Annotated in this window: 15 protein-coding genes; 5 read left to right on the top strand and 10 right to left on the bottom strand. The window is 67.5% G+C overall.

Annotated features, from left to right (window positions below; genetic code table 11):
* Positions 1–169: 169 nt before the first annotated feature.
* The 4 genes from LIN44_RS12730 to LIN44_RS12715 all read right to left on the bottom strand — a co-directional run bounded on the left by LIN44_RS12730 (position 170) and on the right by LIN44_RS12715 (position 4,445).
* Positions 170–1,246 carry a phosphotransferase gene (locus tag LIN44_RS12730; protein WP_227312381.1) on the bottom strand — a complete coding sequence of 359 codons (1,077 nt, stop codon included), beginning with the start codon at positions 1,244–1,246 and terminating at the stop codon, positions 170–172.
* A 55-nt stretch (positions 1,247–1,301) separates the two neighbouring features.
* Complete coding sequence (locus tag LIN44_RS12725) at positions 1,302–2,030, bottom strand: histidine phosphatase family protein (RefSeq protein ID WP_227312380.1); 729 nt, start codon at positions 2,028–2,030, stop codon at positions 1,302–1,304.
* 73 nt (positions 2,031–2,103) lie between these two features.
* Positions 2,104–2,883, bottom strand: coding sequence for an oxepin-CoA hydrolase, alternative type (locus LIN44_RS12720; protein WP_227312379.1), 780 nt, complete (start codon positions 2,881–2,883; stop codon positions 2,104–2,106).
* Positions 2,884–2,921: 38 nt separating this feature from the next.
* On the bottom strand, positions 2,922–4,445 hold the full coding sequence (locus tag LIN44_RS12715) for a 3-hydroxyacyl-CoA dehydrogenase (RefSeq protein WP_227314397.1): 1,524 nt from the start codon (positions 4,443–4,445) through the stop codon (positions 2,922–2,924).
* 186 nt (positions 4,446–4,631) lie between these two features.
* Here LIN44_RS12715 and LIN44_RS12710 point away from each other — a divergent pair, with 186 nt between their 5' ends.
* On the top strand, positions 4,632–5,276 hold the full coding sequence (locus tag LIN44_RS12710) for a glutathione S-transferase (protein WP_227312378.1): 645 nt from the start codon (positions 4,632–4,634) through the stop codon (positions 5,274–5,276).
* A gap of 180 nt (positions 5,277–5,456) precedes the next feature.
* Complete coding sequence (locus LIN44_RS12705; RefSeq protein ID WP_227312327.1) at positions 5,457–6,479, top strand: IS110 family transposase; 1,023 nt, start codon at positions 5,457–5,459, stop codon at positions 6,477–6,479.
* A 452-nt stretch (positions 6,480–6,931) separates the two neighbouring features.
* On the opposite strand, the gene LIN44_RS12700 is transcribed toward LIN44_RS12705, so the two are convergent.
* Positions 6,932–8,104 (bottom strand): pyridoxal phosphate-dependent aminotransferase, encoded by a 1,173-nt coding sequence (locus LIN44_RS12700; protein ID WP_227312377.1) that lies wholly within the window; start codon positions 8,102–8,104, stop codon positions 6,932–6,934.
* Between the two features lie 96 nt (positions 8,105–8,200).
* Positions 8,201–8,734 carry a putative toxin-antitoxin system toxin component, PIN family gene (locus tag LIN44_RS12695; RefSeq protein ID WP_227312376.1) on the bottom strand — a complete coding sequence of 178 codons (534 nt, stop codon included), beginning with the start codon at positions 8,732–8,734 and terminating at the stop codon, positions 8,201–8,203.
* Between the two features lie 49 nt (positions 8,735–8,783).
* Here LIN44_RS12695 and yaaA point away from each other — a divergent pair, with 49 nt between their 5' ends.
* Positions 8,784–9,569, top strand: coding sequence for a peroxide stress protein YaaA (yaaA, locus tag LIN44_RS12690; RefSeq protein ID WP_227312375.1), 786 nt, complete (start codon positions 8,784–8,786; stop codon positions 9,567–9,569).
* 38 nt (positions 9,570–9,607) lie between these two features.
* Positions 9,608–10,741, top strand: coding sequence for a M14-type cytosolic carboxypeptidase (locus LIN44_RS12685; protein WP_227312374.1), 1,134 nt, complete (start codon positions 9,608–9,610; stop codon positions 10,739–10,741).
* Positions 10,742–10,927: 186 nt separating this feature from the next.
* Here the strand turns inward: LIN44_RS12685 and LIN44_RS12680 are convergent, their stop codons facing one another.
* The 3 genes from LIN44_RS12680 to LIN44_RS12670 all read right to left on the bottom strand — a co-directional run bounded on the left by LIN44_RS12680 (position 10,928) and on the right by LIN44_RS12670 (position 13,876).
* On the bottom strand, positions 10,928–11,731 hold the full coding sequence (locus tag LIN44_RS12680; protein WP_370641571.1) for a BspC domain-containing protein: 804 nt from the start codon (positions 11,729–11,731) through the stop codon (positions 10,928–10,930).
* Positions 11,732–11,987: 256 nt separating this feature from the next.
* Positions 11,988–12,875, bottom strand: a complete 888-nt coding sequence (locus LIN44_RS12675; protein WP_227312373.1) for an N-formylglutamate amidohydrolase — start codon at positions 12,873–12,875, stop codon at positions 11,988–11,990.
* 14 nt (positions 12,876–12,889) lie between these two features.
* Positions 12,890–13,876 carry a tripartite tricarboxylate transporter substrate binding protein BugE gene (locus LIN44_RS12670; protein ID WP_227312372.1) on the bottom strand — a complete coding sequence of 329 codons (987 nt, stop codon included), beginning with the start codon at positions 13,874–13,876 and terminating at the stop codon, positions 12,890–12,892.
* A gap of 130 nt (positions 13,877–14,006) precedes the next feature.
* Between LIN44_RS12670 and LIN44_RS12665 the strand changes: the two genes are divergently transcribed.
* Complete coding sequence (locus LIN44_RS12665; RefSeq protein ID WP_227312371.1) at positions 14,007–14,915, top strand: LysR substrate-binding domain-containing protein; 909 nt, start codon at positions 14,007–14,009, stop codon at positions 14,913–14,915.
* Between the two features lie 146 nt (positions 14,916–15,061).
* On the opposite strand, the gene LIN44_RS12660 is transcribed toward LIN44_RS12665, so the two are convergent.
* Positions 15,062–16,237 carry a VWA domain-containing protein gene (locus tag LIN44_RS12660; RefSeq protein WP_227312370.1) on the bottom strand — a complete coding sequence of 392 codons (1,176 nt, stop codon included), beginning with the start codon at positions 16,235–16,237 and terminating at the stop codon, positions 15,062–15,064.
* Positions 16,238–16,261: the final 24 nt, after the last annotated feature.

Here is a 16,261-nt window from a genome sequence, read left to right as displayed (position 1 = left end):
CACCGATGGTTTGCTCCCCTCTCCCGCTTGCGGGAGAGGGGCAGGGGGTGAGGGCAGGCGGTGGCATACCGCAGGCTTGACTTCGTAGAAGCTCCGGCCCTCACCCCAACCCTCTCCCGCAAGCGGGAGAGGGAGTACACCGGGGGCAGCCCTCAGCCGCCCTCAGCCCTCAGCCCTTCGCCTTCTTCGCATACTCCCACCCCATCTCGGCCATCGGCCGCGCGCGCTTGCCGGCGTCGGTGGCCTGTGCCGACGAGGCGGTGCCGTCGACCACGCGCTTCATGATCCCCTGCAGGATGCCGGCGATGCGGAACATGCTGAAGGCCAGGTAGAAGTTCCAGTCGCCGGTGATGGCGCGGCCGGTGCGCTGCTCGTACAGGCGGCGGTAGCTGGCTTCGTCGGGGATGCCGAGCGCGGCGAAGTCGAGGCCGGCGATGCCGCGGAACTGGCCCGGGGCGATATGCCAGCTCATGCAGTGGTAGCTGAAGTCGGCCATCGGGTGGCCCAGCGTCGACAGCTCCCAGTCCAGCACTGCCAGCACGCGCGGCTCGGTCGGGTGGAACATCAGGTTGTCGAGCCGGTAGTCGCCATGCACGATCGAGGTCAGGTCGGCGTCCTGCTGCGGGATATGCTGCGGCAGCCAGTCCATCAGCGCATCCATGGCCGGGATCGATTCGGTCTCGGACAGCTTGTACTGCTTGGTCCAGCGTTCGATCTGGCGCTGGAAGTAATTGCCGGGCTTGCCATAGTCGCCCAGGCCGATGGCGTTGTAGTCGACGGAGTGCAGCGCGGCGATGACGCGGTTCATCTCGTCGTAGATGGCGCTGCGCTCGGCCGTGCCCATGCCGGGCAGCGACTGGTCCCACAGCACGCGGCCGGCGACGAATTCCATGATGTAGAAGGCGCGCCCGATCACGGATTCGTCCTCGCACAGCGCATACATGCGCGCCACCGGCACATCGGTGCCGGCCAGCGCAGCCATCACGCGGTACTCGCGCTCGATTGCGTGCGCCGACGGCAGCAGCTTGCTCTTGGGGCCGGGCTTGGCGCGCATCACGTAGGTCTGTCCCGGCGTGACCAGCTTGAAGGTCGGGTTGGACTGGCCGCCCTTGAACTGCTCCACGGTCAGCGGGCCGGCAAAGCCCTCCACGTGCTGGCGCATCCAGGCTTCCAGCGCGGCGGTGTCGAAACGCTGCTGGTCGGCCACCGGGCGCGTGCCCTCGAAGTGCGATACGTTGCTGGTCATGCTGTCTCCGTTGGTTTTCTGATCGGGTTCGATGAGGGAAGCGGGGGCGGGAACCTCAGCCGGGCGGCTGGCGTCCGCGCAAATACTGGTGCAGCAGCACTTCCATGGTGGTGTGGCGCGAGCCGCTGTGCACCGGCGTGGGCGGCGAATAGTTGGTCATGCGCACGACCCAGTCGAGCGGGCCGTCGCCCATGTCGAGCACGTTGATGCAGCCGGCGGTCTGCAGCAGCGAGCCGAAGAACACGCGCCGTCCGCAGGTGATGGCCTGCGACAGGATGGCGCGGTTGGTGCCGCCATGCAGCACCATCAGCACGGTATCCCAGTCGGGGTCGTCGCGCAGGCGCGCCAGCGCGGGCAACACCCGGTCCAGGAAGGCGCCGATGGTCTCGCCGTTGAGAAATTGCTTATGTTCCGGCACTTCGCCTTCGAAGGCGCCGACAAAGGCATCGCGCAGGTCTTCGCTGGCAATCGCCGACAGGTCGCCGCCGCGGATTTCCTGCAGTTCCGGCCAGACTTCGGCGACGATGCCGTCCATTTCCGGCAGCTCGGCCAGCACGCGTTCCGCGGTCTCGACCGTACGCGGCAGGCCGCTGACGATGACGCGGTCGAAGCGGATCTGCTCGGCGGCAAAGGCGCGGCCGGCGGCGGTGGCCTGCATGCGGCCGGTCTCGTTCAGGGGCACCAGCTCGGGCAGCGCGGTGCGGCGCCCGGCGTCGTCGAAGTAGGAAACCGCACCATGCCGCATCAGGTAGATGCGGCGACGCGAGGACGGCGGCAATTCCATGCGTGGTCTCCTTGCATTGTGCCGGCATGCCCGTCTGCGCGGGCTCGCCGTGTGGGTGATCCGCCCGCGCGGATCAGCGGTATTGCGGCTTGCGCTTCTCCAGGAAGGCGCTGATGCCTTCGCCGCCGTCCGGGTGGTGCAGCGCGGCGACGAAGCTGTCGCGCTCGGCCAGCAGATGCTCGGCGCGAGACGCGGTGGCGGCATGGTTGATCAGCGCCTTGATGCGGCCCACCGCGTGCGGCGACTGCCGCGCCAGGCTCGTCGCCAGGCGCAGCGCTTCATCCAGCGCCTGGCCCGGCTCGGTGACGCGGTTGACCAGCCCGAACTGCGCCAGCCGGCCGGCGTCGACCGGCTTGCCTTCCATCATCAGCTCACTGGCCAGCGGCCGCGGCAGCGCGCGCGCGATCTCGTACGAGCCGCCGCCGTCGGGCGTCAGCCCCACCGAGACGTAGGCCATGACGAACTTGGCATCGCTCGCCGCCACCACGAAGTCGCACGCCAGCACTACCGAGAAGCCCGCGCCCGCGGCCGCGCCTTCGACCGCTGCGATGATCGGCTTGGGAAAGGCGTGCAGCGATTCGATCCAGCCGTTCAGCAGCGCGATGCTGGCGGCCTGCACCTCGGGCGGCTGGCTGCGGTTGCCGAGCAGCCGGTTCAGGTTGCCGCCGGCGCAGAAGATGCCGTCGGCGCCGGTGAAGATGACCGCGCGCAGCGAGTCATCCGCCGCGGCCTGCTCCAGCGCCTGCTGCGAGGCCGCGTAGATGTCGGGGTGCAGCGCGTTGCGCGCCTCGGGGTTCGAGATGGTCAGCACCAGCGTCGAATCGACGCGGCGGGAAAGCAGCTGTGCGGGCATGGGCGGGGGCTCGGTGGGGTGGGGCGGACGACGGCCGGTTACTGCTCTTCGGCCAGCAGCGACAGGCCCAGGCCGGCACGGCGCCACAGCCACGGGCTCGGACGGTAGCGCATGTCGCCGGTCAGCGCTGCCATGTTGCGCAGCGTCTCCAGCACCAGCTGCGGGCCGACCGCGTCGCCGAGCGCCAGCGGGCCCTTCGGGTAGCCCAGGCCGAGGTTCACGGCGAGGTCGATGTCGGCCGGCGTGGCGATGCGCTGCTGCGCGATATCGCTGGCGATATTGATGATGCAGCAGAGCACGCGCTGGGCCACAAAACCGGCCGAGTCGCGGATCACCGTGACCGGTACGCCGTCGCTGGCGAACAAGCCATGCGCGGCATCGCGCGCGGCTGCGCTGGTGGCCGGCGTGGTCATCAGCGTGCGTCGCTTGGTGGCCTCGAACGGCAGCAGCGTGTCGATGGCGACGGTGCGGGCCGGGTCCAGGCCCTGCTGCAGCGCGCTGGTGGTGGCGTCCAGGCCCAGCGGGGTGACGATGATCAGCGCGTCGGCCGAGGGCTGGTTGCCGCCTTCCGGCGTCACGCCGAGCGCGCCCAGCAGCTTGGTCACCATGGCATGGCCGCGCTCGCTGGCGTGGCTGACCCATACGCTCGACGGGCGCGCGCCCGGCACCGCGGCGGCGGCCGGCACCTGCTTCTGGCCATCGGCGTAGGCATAGAAGCCGGCCCCGGCCTTGCGCCCGATCAGCCCGCCGACCGCGCGGATCGCGGTGATCGGCGACGGACGGTAGCGCGGTTCCTGGTAGAACTGGTTGTAGATCGATTCCATCACCGGGTGCGACACATCCAGCCCGGTCAGGTCCATCAGCTCGAACGGCCCCATGCGGAAGCCGGCCTGCTCGCGCATGATGTTGTCGATATCGGCAAACTCGGCCACGCCTTCCTGCGCGACCTTCAGGCCTTCGATATTCATGCCGCGGCCGGCATGGTTGACGATAAAGCCGGGCATGTCCTTGCAGCGCACCGGCGTATGGCCCATGCGGCGCGACAGCGCCATCAGCGCATCGCCCACCGCCGGATTGCCCGACAGGCCGTCGATGACCTCGACCACCTTCATCAGCGGCACCGGGTTGAAGAAGTGGTAGCCGGCGATGCGGCCCGGATACTTCGCGCCCACGGCGATCGCGGTGATCGACAGCGACGAGGTGTTCGAGGCGATGATGGCGTCCTCGCGCAGGATCGCTTCCAGCTTTGCGATCAGGTCGCGCTTGACTTCCAGCTTCTCGACGATGGCTTCGAGCACCATGTCGCAGCCGGCCAGATCTTCGAGCGCGCCGCAGGGCTTGACGCGGGCCAGCGTGGCCTCGGCGTCGGCGGCGCTGAGCTTGCCCTTGTCGGCCAGCTTGGCCAGCGTGTCCTGCAGATACTTGCGCGCGGCTTCCACCGCCTGCGGGTTGGCGTCGTACAGGTTGACGGTCAGGCCTGCCTGCGCGGCGATCTGCGCGATGCCCCGGCCCATGGCGCCGGTGCCGACGATACCCAGCGTATCGATGGTGAAAGTGCTCATCATTCGTCCCAAAAGTTGTGGTTAAATTAGCACGATCGTACGTTTTTTGCACCTTCCGCGACAGACCGGCAGGGCAGGCCGCGTGCGCTGATCGGCCAGCCGGTACATTGCAGACGCCGGATGGTCCACAATCCCCGCACCACGCGTTGCAACGCGGGGACCCTTCCCATAACGGAGACAGACGACATGCTGAAGCTCTGCGGATTTGCCGCCAGCAACTACTACAACAAAGTGAAGCTGGCGCTGCTGGAAAAGAACGTGCCGTTCGAAGAGGTGCTGGCCTGGATCGGCGAGACCGACCCGGCGGCCACGCCCGCGGGCAAGGTGCCCTACATCATCACCGAATCCGGCCCGCTGTGCGAGTCCGAAGCCATCGCCGAATACGTGGAAGCGGCCTATCCGCAGACGCCGCTGCTGCCGGCCGACCCGTACCAGGCGGCCAAGGTGCGCGAGCTCATCGTGTTCCTGGAGCTCTACCTGGAACTGACCGCGCGCGAGCTGTACCCGGAGGCGTTCTTCGGCGGCAAGGTCAGCGACAACGTCAAGGAGCGCCAGCACAAGCTGCTGAGCCGCTATATCCCCGCCTTCGCCACGCTGGCGAAGTTCTCGCCGTATATCGCCGGCGATACCTTCACGCTGGCCGATTGCGCTGCAGCGGCGCACCTGCCGCTGGTGTCGTCGTGCACCAAGATCATCTACGGCACCGACATGCTGGCGGACCTGCCGGTCAAGGACTACCTGAAGACGCTGTCGCAGCGCGAGTCGGTGCAGAAGGTCAATGCGGACCGCAAGGCGAATACTGAGTTGATGATGAGCCGGAGCAGGAAGTAATCGGTTCGACTACCACTTGTGTGCTCCCTCTCCCGCTTGCGGGAGAGATGGAATGAACACCGCCCATCTACCGCCAAGCCAGGCCGCGGCCTAGAAAACAAAGGGGCTCTCGCTTGACCGACGGCATCGATGTGCCAGAGTGAAAGTTCGATCCAACACTCAAGGTCGAGGAGAGCCCAAATGAATGCTATGACATATGGGCTGGACATTGCAAAGACAGTGTTCCAGATGTACTGGATAGACCCCATTACGGGGAAGCCCCAGAACCGGCGATTCAGCCGCACCGCGCTCATCGAATTCCTGTCCAATTGCCAGCCTGGGCAGATCGCACTGGAGGCCTGTGGCGGTGCCCACTGGTGGGCGCGCAAGATCCAGAGCCTTGGCCACGAAGTGGTGTTGCTCAACCCGGGTTACGTACGCGCCTTCGTGCGTACGAACAAGAACGACGCGGCGGACGCCCGAGCCATCTGGACTGCAGCCCGGCAACCCGACATGCCGGTCGTGTCGGTCAAGACCGAAGCGCAGCAGGCTGTGCTCTCGTTGCATCGTATACGGGACGGGCTGGTCAAGACGCGCACCCGGCAGAGCAACCAGATGCGCGGGCTGCTGGGCGAATATGGCCTGCACTTCCGCACGGGGCGGCTGGCCTTCCGGGCCGAGCTGCGCCAGCGCTGGGCTGAGGTCGCTCAGGTCGTACCGCCCTTGTTGATGCGCGCGCTGGAGCGGCAGGTCTGTGCGCTGCGCGAACTCGACGAACAGATCCAACTGGTTGAGCGTGACCTCCAGGAATGGCTGAGGTCTGATCCGGCCGCGCAGATCGTGGAGAAGATTCCCGGCGTCGGCCCCATTACCGCCACCGCCTTGGTCGCGACCATGGGCTGTGCCCAGGCCTTCCGCTCAGGCAGAGCCTTCGCTGCAAGCCTGGGACTGGTTCCCGCGCAGACCGGCACGGGCGGCAACGTACGGCTCGGTCACATCAGCAAGCGCGGCGACGCTTACGTGCGACGACAGTTGGTCAACGCCGGACGCACGATGCTCACGCGCACCAAACATCCGCCGGCCTGGGCACTGTCCATGCTGCAGCGGCGCCCCAAGAACGTGGTGGTCGTGGCGCTGGCCAACAAGATCGCCCGGACAGCCTGGGCATTAATGGCCCATGGGCGCCAATACGATCCCGGACATGTGAGCTTGCGCCCGGCCTGAGCCGGGGGGCATCACCTTCCCTTAACCAGCGCTTGATTAACCTTCACGGCTGCACAGGCAAGAAACAGCAATGACGAAACAGGTAGGACCGTGGGAACCCAAACCTGCCCCAACCCAAGCGGCTTACAAGCCCGTGGCGAGAGATTGAGGACGGTTCTCAGCAGCTTCCATTGTGGCCCGCGAGAACAAGTACTCGCTCCAGGCCGGATATAAGGCAGCAGCCCCATCCTGCGACGTCAAGCTGGTTCCAAAACCTTGCAACCGGGGCGGTGTTCATATAAGGGTTGGGGTGAGGGCCGGAGCATCAACGAAGTAAAGGTCGTCGGCATGCCACCGCCTGCCCTCACCCCCGGCCCCTCTCCCGCGCGCGGGAGAGGGAAGCAAACCAGCGGCTTGCGAGAGAACTCCCACCTGCAAAAACGCCCGCAGTCTGCGGGCGTTCCCATTTCACTTCAATGCTTCCCCAACCTATCCAGCGCCAACGCCAGCGTCTCTTCCTTCTTCGCGAAGCAGAACCGCACCACGCCCGATTCACGCGGCTGCGAGTAAAACGCCGAGACCGGAATCGCGGCCACGCCGATCTCGCGTGTCAGCCACATGGCGAAGTCGGCCTCGCTCAGGTCTGAAATGGCGGAATAATCGACGCACTGGAAATACGTGCCGTCCGACGGCAGCAGCTTGAAGCGCGAGCCCGCCAGCCCCGCACGGAAAAAATCGCGCTTGGCCTGGTAGAACGCCGGCAGCTGCAGGTAGGGGGCGGGATCGGCCATGTAGTCGGCCAGGCCGTGCTGCACCGGCGTATTCACCGTGAACACGTTGAACTGGTGCACCTTGCGGAACTCGGCCATCAGCGCGGCGGGCGCGGCGACGTAGCCGACCTTCCAGCCGGTCACGTGATAAGTCTTGCCGAAGCTGGAGATGACGAAGCTGCGGCGCGCCAGCTCCGGGTGGCGCGACACCGATTCATGCTGCTGGCCGTCGTAGACCATATGCTCGTAGACCTCGTCCGACAGCAGCAGGATGTCGGTGCCGGCGAGGATCTGCGCCAGCTGGTCCATGTCGGCCGCGCGCCAGATCGTGCCGGTGGGGTTGTGCGGCGTGTTGACGAGGATCATGCGCGTGCGCGGCGTGATCGCGGCGGCGAGCTTGTCGAAGGGCACGCGGAACGCCGGCGCTTCCAGCGCGACCGGCACCGCGGTGGCGCCGGCCAGTTCGATCGCGGGCAGGTAGCTGTCGTAGCACGGCTCCAGCACGATGACTTCGTCGCCCGGATGCACCGCGCACAGGATCGCGGTCAGGATGCCCTGGGTGGCGCCCGCGGTGACCGTGATCTCGGTGTCCCAGCTGTACTGGTGGCCATACAGGCTGGCGATCTTGGCGGCGATGGCCTGGCGCAGGCGCGGCACGCCCGCCATCGGCGGGTACTGGTTATGGCCGGCGCGCATGGCGCCGGCGACCGCATCGACGATGCTGGGGTCGCAGTCGAAGTCCGGGAAGCCCTGGCCCAGGTTGACCGCGTTCTTTTCGGCGGCAAGCGCCGACATCACGGTAAAGATGGTGGTGCCGACGCCGGGCAGGCGCGACGGCGGCGGCGTCAGTGGGGCGAGCGTGGTGTCTGCGGACATGGGGCAGGGTGTCGATGCGATGGGAACGGTAGGCGGTCAGGCGTGCGGCAGCGCGCAGCGCGGCGCCGCGAGCCGCCATTCTAAAGCGGATCGGCCCTAACGCGGATCGGCGGCCGGGTCCAGCGTGGCCAGCCAGGCGCCGAAGGCCGGCGGCGTCATCACCTCGACGCCACTGCTGCGGCGCAGCCGGCTGCGCAGCTTGAGCACCGCCTTGTCCTTCGATACCAGGCAGGCGGCGCCGGCAAAGTGGGCCAGCTCGACGAACTTCTGGTCGTCGGTGTCCTTGCAGCGCGGCAGGCGAATCGCGTCGCTGTCGGCCTGCGGCGGCGCCGCTTCCAGGCGCGCGAGGCGGTCGACGGTGGCCAGCGCCGCGCCGATATCGACGTCGAAGCGGGCAAATTGCGGATAGGCCAGCACCCGGCGCAGTTCCTCGCGGCAGTCGGCGCGGATCACCGGGGCGATGGTGCCGGCTTCCAGCGCGGCGCGGATCGGCTCGACGTGCGGGTCCTGGAACACCAGCAGGTCGACCCAGATATTGGAGTCGAGCACCACGCGCGGCGCAGATGTGACGCCGGCGGGCCGGTCGGAGGTGCCGGCGGGCGGGTTGGTTGCGGTGGTGTCGAGGCGCATTCGCTACAATCTGGGCTGGTTTGTCCTTGGCTAATGCCGCGATTTTGCCATGCTCATCGTTTTGTCTCCCGCCAAGTCGCTGGACTACGAGACTCCCGCCCGCATCAAGACCCACACGCTGCCGCGCTTCATCGACCGTTCCGCCGCGCTGATCGAGCGCCTGCGCCGGCTGGCGCCGCAGGACGTGGGCGCGCTGATGGACATCTCCGACAAGCTCGCGGTGCTCAACGTGACGCGCTACGCCGACTGGTCGCCGACGTTCACCGCGGCCAACAGCAAGCAGGCGGTGCTGGCCTTCAACGGCGATGTCTACGACGGCCTCGACGCGAAATCGCTGGCGCCCGAAGAGCTTGCCTTTGCGCAGAAGCACCTGCGCATCCTGTCCGGCCTGTACGGCGTGCTGCGCCCGCTGGACTGGATGCAGCCGTACCGGCTCGAAATGGGCACGCGCCTGGACAATGCCGCCGGCAAGGACCTGTACGCGTTCTGGGGCGACGACGTCACGCAGATGCTCAACGCCGACATGGCCGGGCTCCGGCAGGAGGGCGCGCCGGTGCTGGTCAACCTGGCCTCGGAAGAGTATTTCAAGGTGGTGCGGCCCAAGGTGCTGCAGGCGCGCATCGTCACGCCGGTGTTCGAGGACTGGAAGGGCGGCCGCTACAAGATCATTTCGTTCCACGCCAAGCGGGCGCGCGGCACCATGGCGCGCTACGCGGTGACGCACCGCGTGACCGAGCCGGAGAAACTCAAGCGCTTCGCCGAAGACGGCTATGCCTTCGACAAGGCGGCCTCGGATGCGACCCGCTGGGTGTTCCGCCGCCGCCTGGAAGACTGAGAACGCGTCCCGAAACCCTCGCCACGAGCCCGCCAGCCATGCTGCATATCTCTTCGCATTTCGATTCCGGCGCCATCGAAGTCGAGGCGCTCGACCGCGCCGACGATATCCGCCTGCGCATCCGTGCCGATTCGCACGCCGACTTCCGCCAGTGGTTCCATTTCCGCCTGCAGGGTGCGGCCGGGCAGGCCTGCCGCATGCATTTCCTGAACGCCGGTGACTGCACCTATCCGGACGGCTGGCGCGACTACCGCGCGGTGGCGTCGTACGACCGCGCCAACTGGTTCCGCGTGCCGACGCGCTTCGACGGCCAGGTGCTGACCGTCGAGGTCACGCCCGAGCACGACAGCATCTGGTTCGCGTATTTCGAGCCGTATCCGGATGAGCGCCACCTGTCGCTGCTGGCAAGCTGCCAGCGCTCGCCGCTGGCGCGGCTGTCGCACCTGGGCAGCACCGTCGAGGGGCGCGACATGACGCGCGTCACCGTCGGCGAGCCCGGCCCGGGCAAGTCGACCATCTGGATGATCGCGCGCCAGCACCCGGGCGAGAGCATGGCCGAGTGGTTTGTCGAGGGCGTGCTGCAGCGGCTGACCGGCACCGGCATGTGGGCGGGCGATCCGGTCGCGCGCAAGCTGCTCGAGCGCGCGGTGTTCCATATCGTGCCCAACATGAACCCCGACGGCTCGGCGCGCGGCAACCTGCGCACCAACGCCGCCGGCGCCAACCTGAACCGCGAGTGGATGGCGCCCAGCCCGGATACCAGCCCCGAGGTCTACCATGTGCGCCGCGCGATCGAGGCCAGCGGCTGCGACATGTTCTTCGATATCCACGGCGACGAGGGCCTGCCGTACAACTTCGTCGCCGGCAGCGAGATGCTGCCGGGCTTCACCGAAGCGCGCCGGCGCGAGCAGCAGCGCTTTATCGAGGCCTTCAAGCGGGCCTCGCCGGACTTCCAGGACGTGCACGGCTACGCGGCCAGCAAGTACAACGCCGATGCGCTCAAGCTGGCGTCCAAGTACATCGGCCATACCTTCGGCTGCCTGGCACTGACGCTGGAGATGCCGTTCAAGGACAACGCTGATATGCCGGATCCGGCGGTTGGCTGGAATGGTGCGCGCAGTGCGCTGCTGGGGACGGCGATGCTGCAGGCGATATTGGATTATCTGGGCTGAGGCCGGCGATCGGTTTGCTCCCCTCTCCCGCTTGCGGGAGAGGGGCAGGGGGTGAGGGCAGGCGCGTGGCAAGCACGAGGCCTCAGCACTTCGTCGAAACGCTCGCCCTCACCCCCGCCCCTCTCCCATAAATGGGAGAGGGGAGAGCACAAGCGCCCCACTCGGGCGCCCGTGGTCTGATTGCGCCTACTGCTTCTTCTTGCTCTTGCTGCTTGCCTTGGCCGACGTCGACTTGGCCGAACTCGACTTCACCGACTTCGATGACGAAGCCTTGCCGGACTTCGAAGCCGTGCTCTTGCCCTTGGCCCCCTTGCGGCTCTTGCTGGCCGACGTGCGCGTGGTGGTGGGTGCCGCCGGCGCGGCGGCAGGCTCGCTGATGGTGGCGCCGCTGCTGTCCAGCAGCTCGTACGCCAGCATCATGCCGTCGTCATAGCCGCACCGCACCTTGACCGGTTGCCAGTCGTCGCTGCCTTTGCGCTTGTGCGCGGTCGCGGCGAAGGTGACCACCGAGCTGACCGGCACGGCCTGCTTGCCGGGCGAGAAGCGGCCGCTCCAGGGCTCGGTGGTGGCCTGTCCCGCGGCGAGGGCGCCGGTCGGGATCTTCAAGGCATCGTAGGTGGCCGAGCGCGGCACCACCCAGCTGGCGTGGGCGGCGCAGTCGGCCACGTCGCTGGTGGCGTTCTCGGTCTTCATCAGCTGCTCGCGCATGCGCGCGCGGTACTCGGACAGGCTGACGCGGCCGCGGTCGGGCAGGTTGATGGTCTTGGTGGGAGGCGAAGCGGAAGCTGCCGGGGCGGGCAGGGCGGCGGGGCGGGCTGGTACCGGGGTGGGTGCGGTTGCGGGAGCCGGCGCCGGGCTGGGGGCGGTGCCGGCGCTGCCGGCGGCCTCGTCCGGCAGGTTGGCGCAGCCTGCCAGCGCGATCGCACCGGCTACGGCGGCGGCCACCATGCGCAGCCGGCTGCCGAGCATTGCGGAGATTCGTCGGATCACGGTGTTAGCGTTGTGAGCGTGTGTGCTTGCCTGGGATTGCCTGCCGGCGCCAGGGCCCGGCAGCCAGGATGGGTTCGCAAAGGATTGCCATGATAGAGGAAACCCATCTGCCAAAGTTCCTAAATCTTGTTACCCATTCTTCTAACGCACCGCCAACCCGCTACCGTCTGCGCGAAGTGATCCCGGCGCGGGTGGGAAGGGTCCGACCCGCGCCCCGGCGCCGACACCGCGCGACGCCGCGCGCCGGCGCGCGGCCTCAGGCCACGCGCGACGGCATCGCGCGCGTAAACCGCAGCAGTTCGTCGAGCAGGCTGTTCAGGTCGTGCCGCAGCTTGGCGAAGCCGGCGCTGTGCGTCAGGCCGGCCTCGTCCATGTACAGCTTGCGGTTGACCTCCAGCTGCAGGCTGTGGCGGCCGGCCTGCGGCTGGCCCACCACGCGCACGATCTCGACGCCCTTGTACGGGTGGTTGCGCCAGACTTCGTAGCCCATCTCCTTGAGCACGCCCTCGACCCGGTCGGTGAAGCGCTTGTCGCAGGTGGTGCCGTCGCGGTCGCCGACGACGAAGTCCGGATGCTCCAGGCCGGGGAATTCGGTGGCGAACGGGGCGGCGTGGCTGGGCATCGAATGGCAGTTGATATGCCAGGCGCTGCCATGGCTGGCGACGGCGCGCTCGGCCAGCTTCTGCAGCTGCGCATAGTAGGGCAGGTAGCAGCGCTCGATGCGCGCCTGCACCTCGGCCACGCTCAGCTTGCGGTCGTAGATGGCTTCGCCGGTGTCCAGCACGCGCCAGACCAGGCCCTTGCCCAGCCGGGTCTTGGAGGTTTCCTGCCTGGCGCCGGGCCAGGGTGCGTCGAGCAGGGCTTCGTCGATTTCTTCGAGCGCGCGGTTGGCGTCGAGGTAGCTGCGCGGAAAGCCCGCGCACAGCAGCGGGATGCCGCGCGCCGGGGCGCCGGCGTAGAGCTCGTCGACGAAGGTGTCCTCGGCCTGGCGCAGCAGCGGCAGCGGCAGTGCCGGATCGGGGCGGAAGTCCGTCGGGTACGTGGTCGCGCTGTGCGGCGAGTCCAGGAACAGCGCCGCGGGCTCGCCCTCGGGCTGGTACAGGCAGAACGGACTGTCCGCGATGGTTCGGTCGGTGTCGGTCATGGTGTGCGTTGCGTTCAGTCGAGCGAGATCTTGGCGGCGGCGGCGACGCGCTTGTTCTTGGCCACTTCGCTCTTGATCTGGGCGGCAAAGTGCGCCGGGGTGTCGCCCACCGGCGTGGCGCCGAGCTTCTCCAGCTTGGCCTTGACTTCCGGCAGCGCCAGCACCTTGACCGCGGCCGCATGCAGCTTGTTCTGCAGGTCGGCCGGCAGGTTGGCCGGGGCGATCAGGCCGAACCAGGCGGCGTCGTTGACCTCGCCCAGGCCGAGCTCGGCAAAGGTCGGCACATTGGGCAGCGCGGCCACGCGCTTGGGCGCCGCCACGGCGAGTGCGCGCAGCTTGCCGCCCTCGATGAACGGCAGCGACGACGGCAGGTTGTCGAACAGCACCTGCACCTGGCCGGCGAGCGCGTCGTTCAGCGCCGGGCCCACGCCCTTGTACGGCACGTGCAGCAGTTCGGTCTTGCTGCTCAGCTTGAACAGTTCACCCATCATGTGCGAGACGCTGCCGTTGCCGGCCGAGCCATAGGCCAGCTTGCCCGGCTGCGCCTGCGCCAGCGCGATGAAGGCCTTCATGTCGGTGGCCTTGACCGACGGGTGGATGCTCATCACGTTCGGCACCGAGGCCAGGTTGGTGATGGGGGTGAAGTCCTTGGTGGCGTCGTAGGACAGGCGCGGGTACACCGCCGGATTGATGCCGTGGGTCGAGGCCGTGGCGATGCCGAGCGTGTAGCCGTCGGGCGCGGCCTTGGACAGGAAGGTGGTGCCGATGCTGCCGCCGGCGCCGCCGCGGTTGTCGACCACCACGGCCTGACCCAGCTGCTGGCCGAGCTTGTCGGCGACGATGCGCGCGACGATGTCGGTGGTGCCGCCGGCGGGGAACGGCACCACCAGCGTGATCGGCTTGGTGGGGTAGCCGGACTGGGCGACGGCACTGAACGACAGGCCGGTGGCGAGGGCGGCCGAGGCAGCGGCGAGGACGCGGAGAAGGTGGCGACGTTGCATGATCTTGGTGGCGAAAGGTATCGGGGAAGAGACAAAGGCGTTTTCACGATTCTGCTCGTGCAAGCAGGACCGCCGCAAACGAAATAAAATCCCTAGCTCATTCCATTTGGTCGTGAAGTAGAGGTGATTTATGCGACGCCTATGTCCGTCGCTGACCGAGTTGCACGCCTTCGAGGCGGCGGCGCGCCATAACAGCTTTACCGTAGCCGCCCGCGAGCTGCATGTCACGCAGGGCGCGGTCAGCAAGCAGGTGCGCAGCCTCGAGGCCTACCTCGGCGTCGAGCTGTTTCAGCGGGTGCGCCAGCGGCTGGTCCTGACTCCCGCGGGCGAGCGCTACCTCGAGCGCATCGCGCCGAGCCTGAACGAGCTGGAAGCCGCCACGGTGGAATTGATGGCGGGGCAGGGGCGGGGCGGCGTGCTGCATATCGCCAGCATGCCGACGCTGGGCGCCAAGTGGCTGATCCCGCGCCTGCCGCAGTTCTTCGCGCGCCATCCGGAGGTGACGCTGGAGTTCGTGCCGCATGCGCAGGGCTACGATTTCTCCGAGCCGGAGCTCGATGCCGCAATCCGCTTCGGCGACGGCGTCTGGCCCGGCAGCCTGGCCGACTACATGACCGGCCGCGAAGTCCTGCCGGTGTGCCGTCCGGGCCTGCTGGCGTCGGAGCCCGACGGCGTCGCGCCGACCCCGGCGGCGTTGCTGCGCTATCCGCTGCTGCACCACACTACCGTGCCCGAGGCGTGGCCGGACTGGTTCGCCACGCTGGGCCTGCCCACGCGCGACGCCTGGAGCGGCGCGCGCTTCGACCAGTTTTCACTGCTGACGCAGGCGGCGCTGTCGGGACTGGGCATCGCGTTGATCCCGCGCTGCCTGATTGAAGAAGAGCTGGCCACCGGCGCGCTGGTGGTGGCGCATCCCGCGCAGGTGCTGGCCAAGAAGGGCTATTACCTGTGCTATCCGGAGCAGAAGCAGCATCTGCCGGCGCTGCGCACGTTCCGGGCGTGGGTGATGGAGGGGGCGGACCTGGCGCGGCCGGGGTGAGGAGCGACAGAAACCAGTGAATGGTTCCAGTTGAGGGCGGGGGTGAGGGCCGGCGGTGGCAATATCGATAGCCTGACTTCGTTGATGCTCCCGCCCTCACCCCAACCCTCTCCCGCAAGCGGGAGAGGGAGCAAACCAGGCAGTCCTTATTTCGACAGCACCTTCATCGCCTGCTCCAGCCCCGCCAGCGTGACCGGGAACATCCGTCCCTTCATCAGCTGGTTGATCACCGTGATCGACTGCCGGTACTGCCACAGCCCTTCGGGTTCGGGGTTGAGCCAGACGAAATGCGGGAACTGCTCGGTCATCCGGTTCAGCCATACCGCGCCGGCCTCGGCATTGTTGTACTCGACCGACCCGCCCGGCTGCAGGATCTCGTACGGGCTCATGGTGGCGTCGCCGACGAAGATGATCTTGTAGTCGGGCGTGTACTTGTGCAGCAGGTCCCACGTCGCCAGCTTCTCGGCGTGGCGGCGGCGGTTGTTCTTCCACACGTAGTCGTACAGGCAGTTGTGGAAGTAGTAGTACTCGAGGTGCTTGAACTCGGTCTTGGTGGCCGAGAACAGTTCCTCGACGCGCTTGATGTGGTCGTCCATCGAGCCGCCCACGTCCATCAGCATCAGCACCTTGACCTTGTTGTGGCGCTCGGGCCGCAGCTTGATGTCGAGCAGGCCGGCGTTGGCCGCGGTGGAGTGGATGGTGTCGTCGAGGTCCAGCTCGGTGTCGGCGCCTTCGCGGGCGAAGCGGCGCAGCCGGCGCAGCGCGACCTTGATGTTGCGCGTGCCCAGTTCGACCTGGTCGTCATAGTCCTTGTAGGTGCGCGCCTCCCACACCTTGATCGCGGTGCGGTTGCCCTTGGACGGGCCGCCGATGCGGATGCCCTCGGGGTTGTAGCCGCCATGGCCGAACGGCGAGGTGCCGCCGGTGCCGATCCACTTGTTGCCGCCCTCGTGCTTTTCCTTCTGCTCCTCGAGCAGCTGCTTCAGGCGCTCCATCAGCTTGTCGAGGCCGCCCATGGCCTCGATCCTGGCCTTTTCCTCGGGCGACAGCTCGCGCTCCAGCGTCTTCTGCAGCCAGTCGAGCGGAATGTCGGATTTCCAGTCGACCAGGCTCTCCACGCCCTTGAAGTAGGCGGCGAAGGTCTGGTCGAACTTGTCGAAGTGCTTCTCGTCCTTGACCAGCGTCATCCGCGACAGGTAGTAGAACTCGTCGATCGATGGCGTGATGACCTGCGCCTTGAGCGCTTCCAGCATGGTCAGGTATTCCTTGACCGACACCGGCAGCTTGGCGTGGCGCAGCGAGAAGAAGAAATCGATCAGCATGGTGCCTCGCTTTCAGTCGGCGCG

The organism is Cupriavidus sp. MP-37 (assembly GCF_020618415.1).
In the GTDB taxonomy this organism is placed as follows: domain Bacteria; phylum Pseudomonadota; class Gammaproteobacteria; order Burkholderiales; family Burkholderiaceae; genus Cupriavidus.
This window is presented reverse-complemented; position numbering and strand designations above follow the sequence as displayed.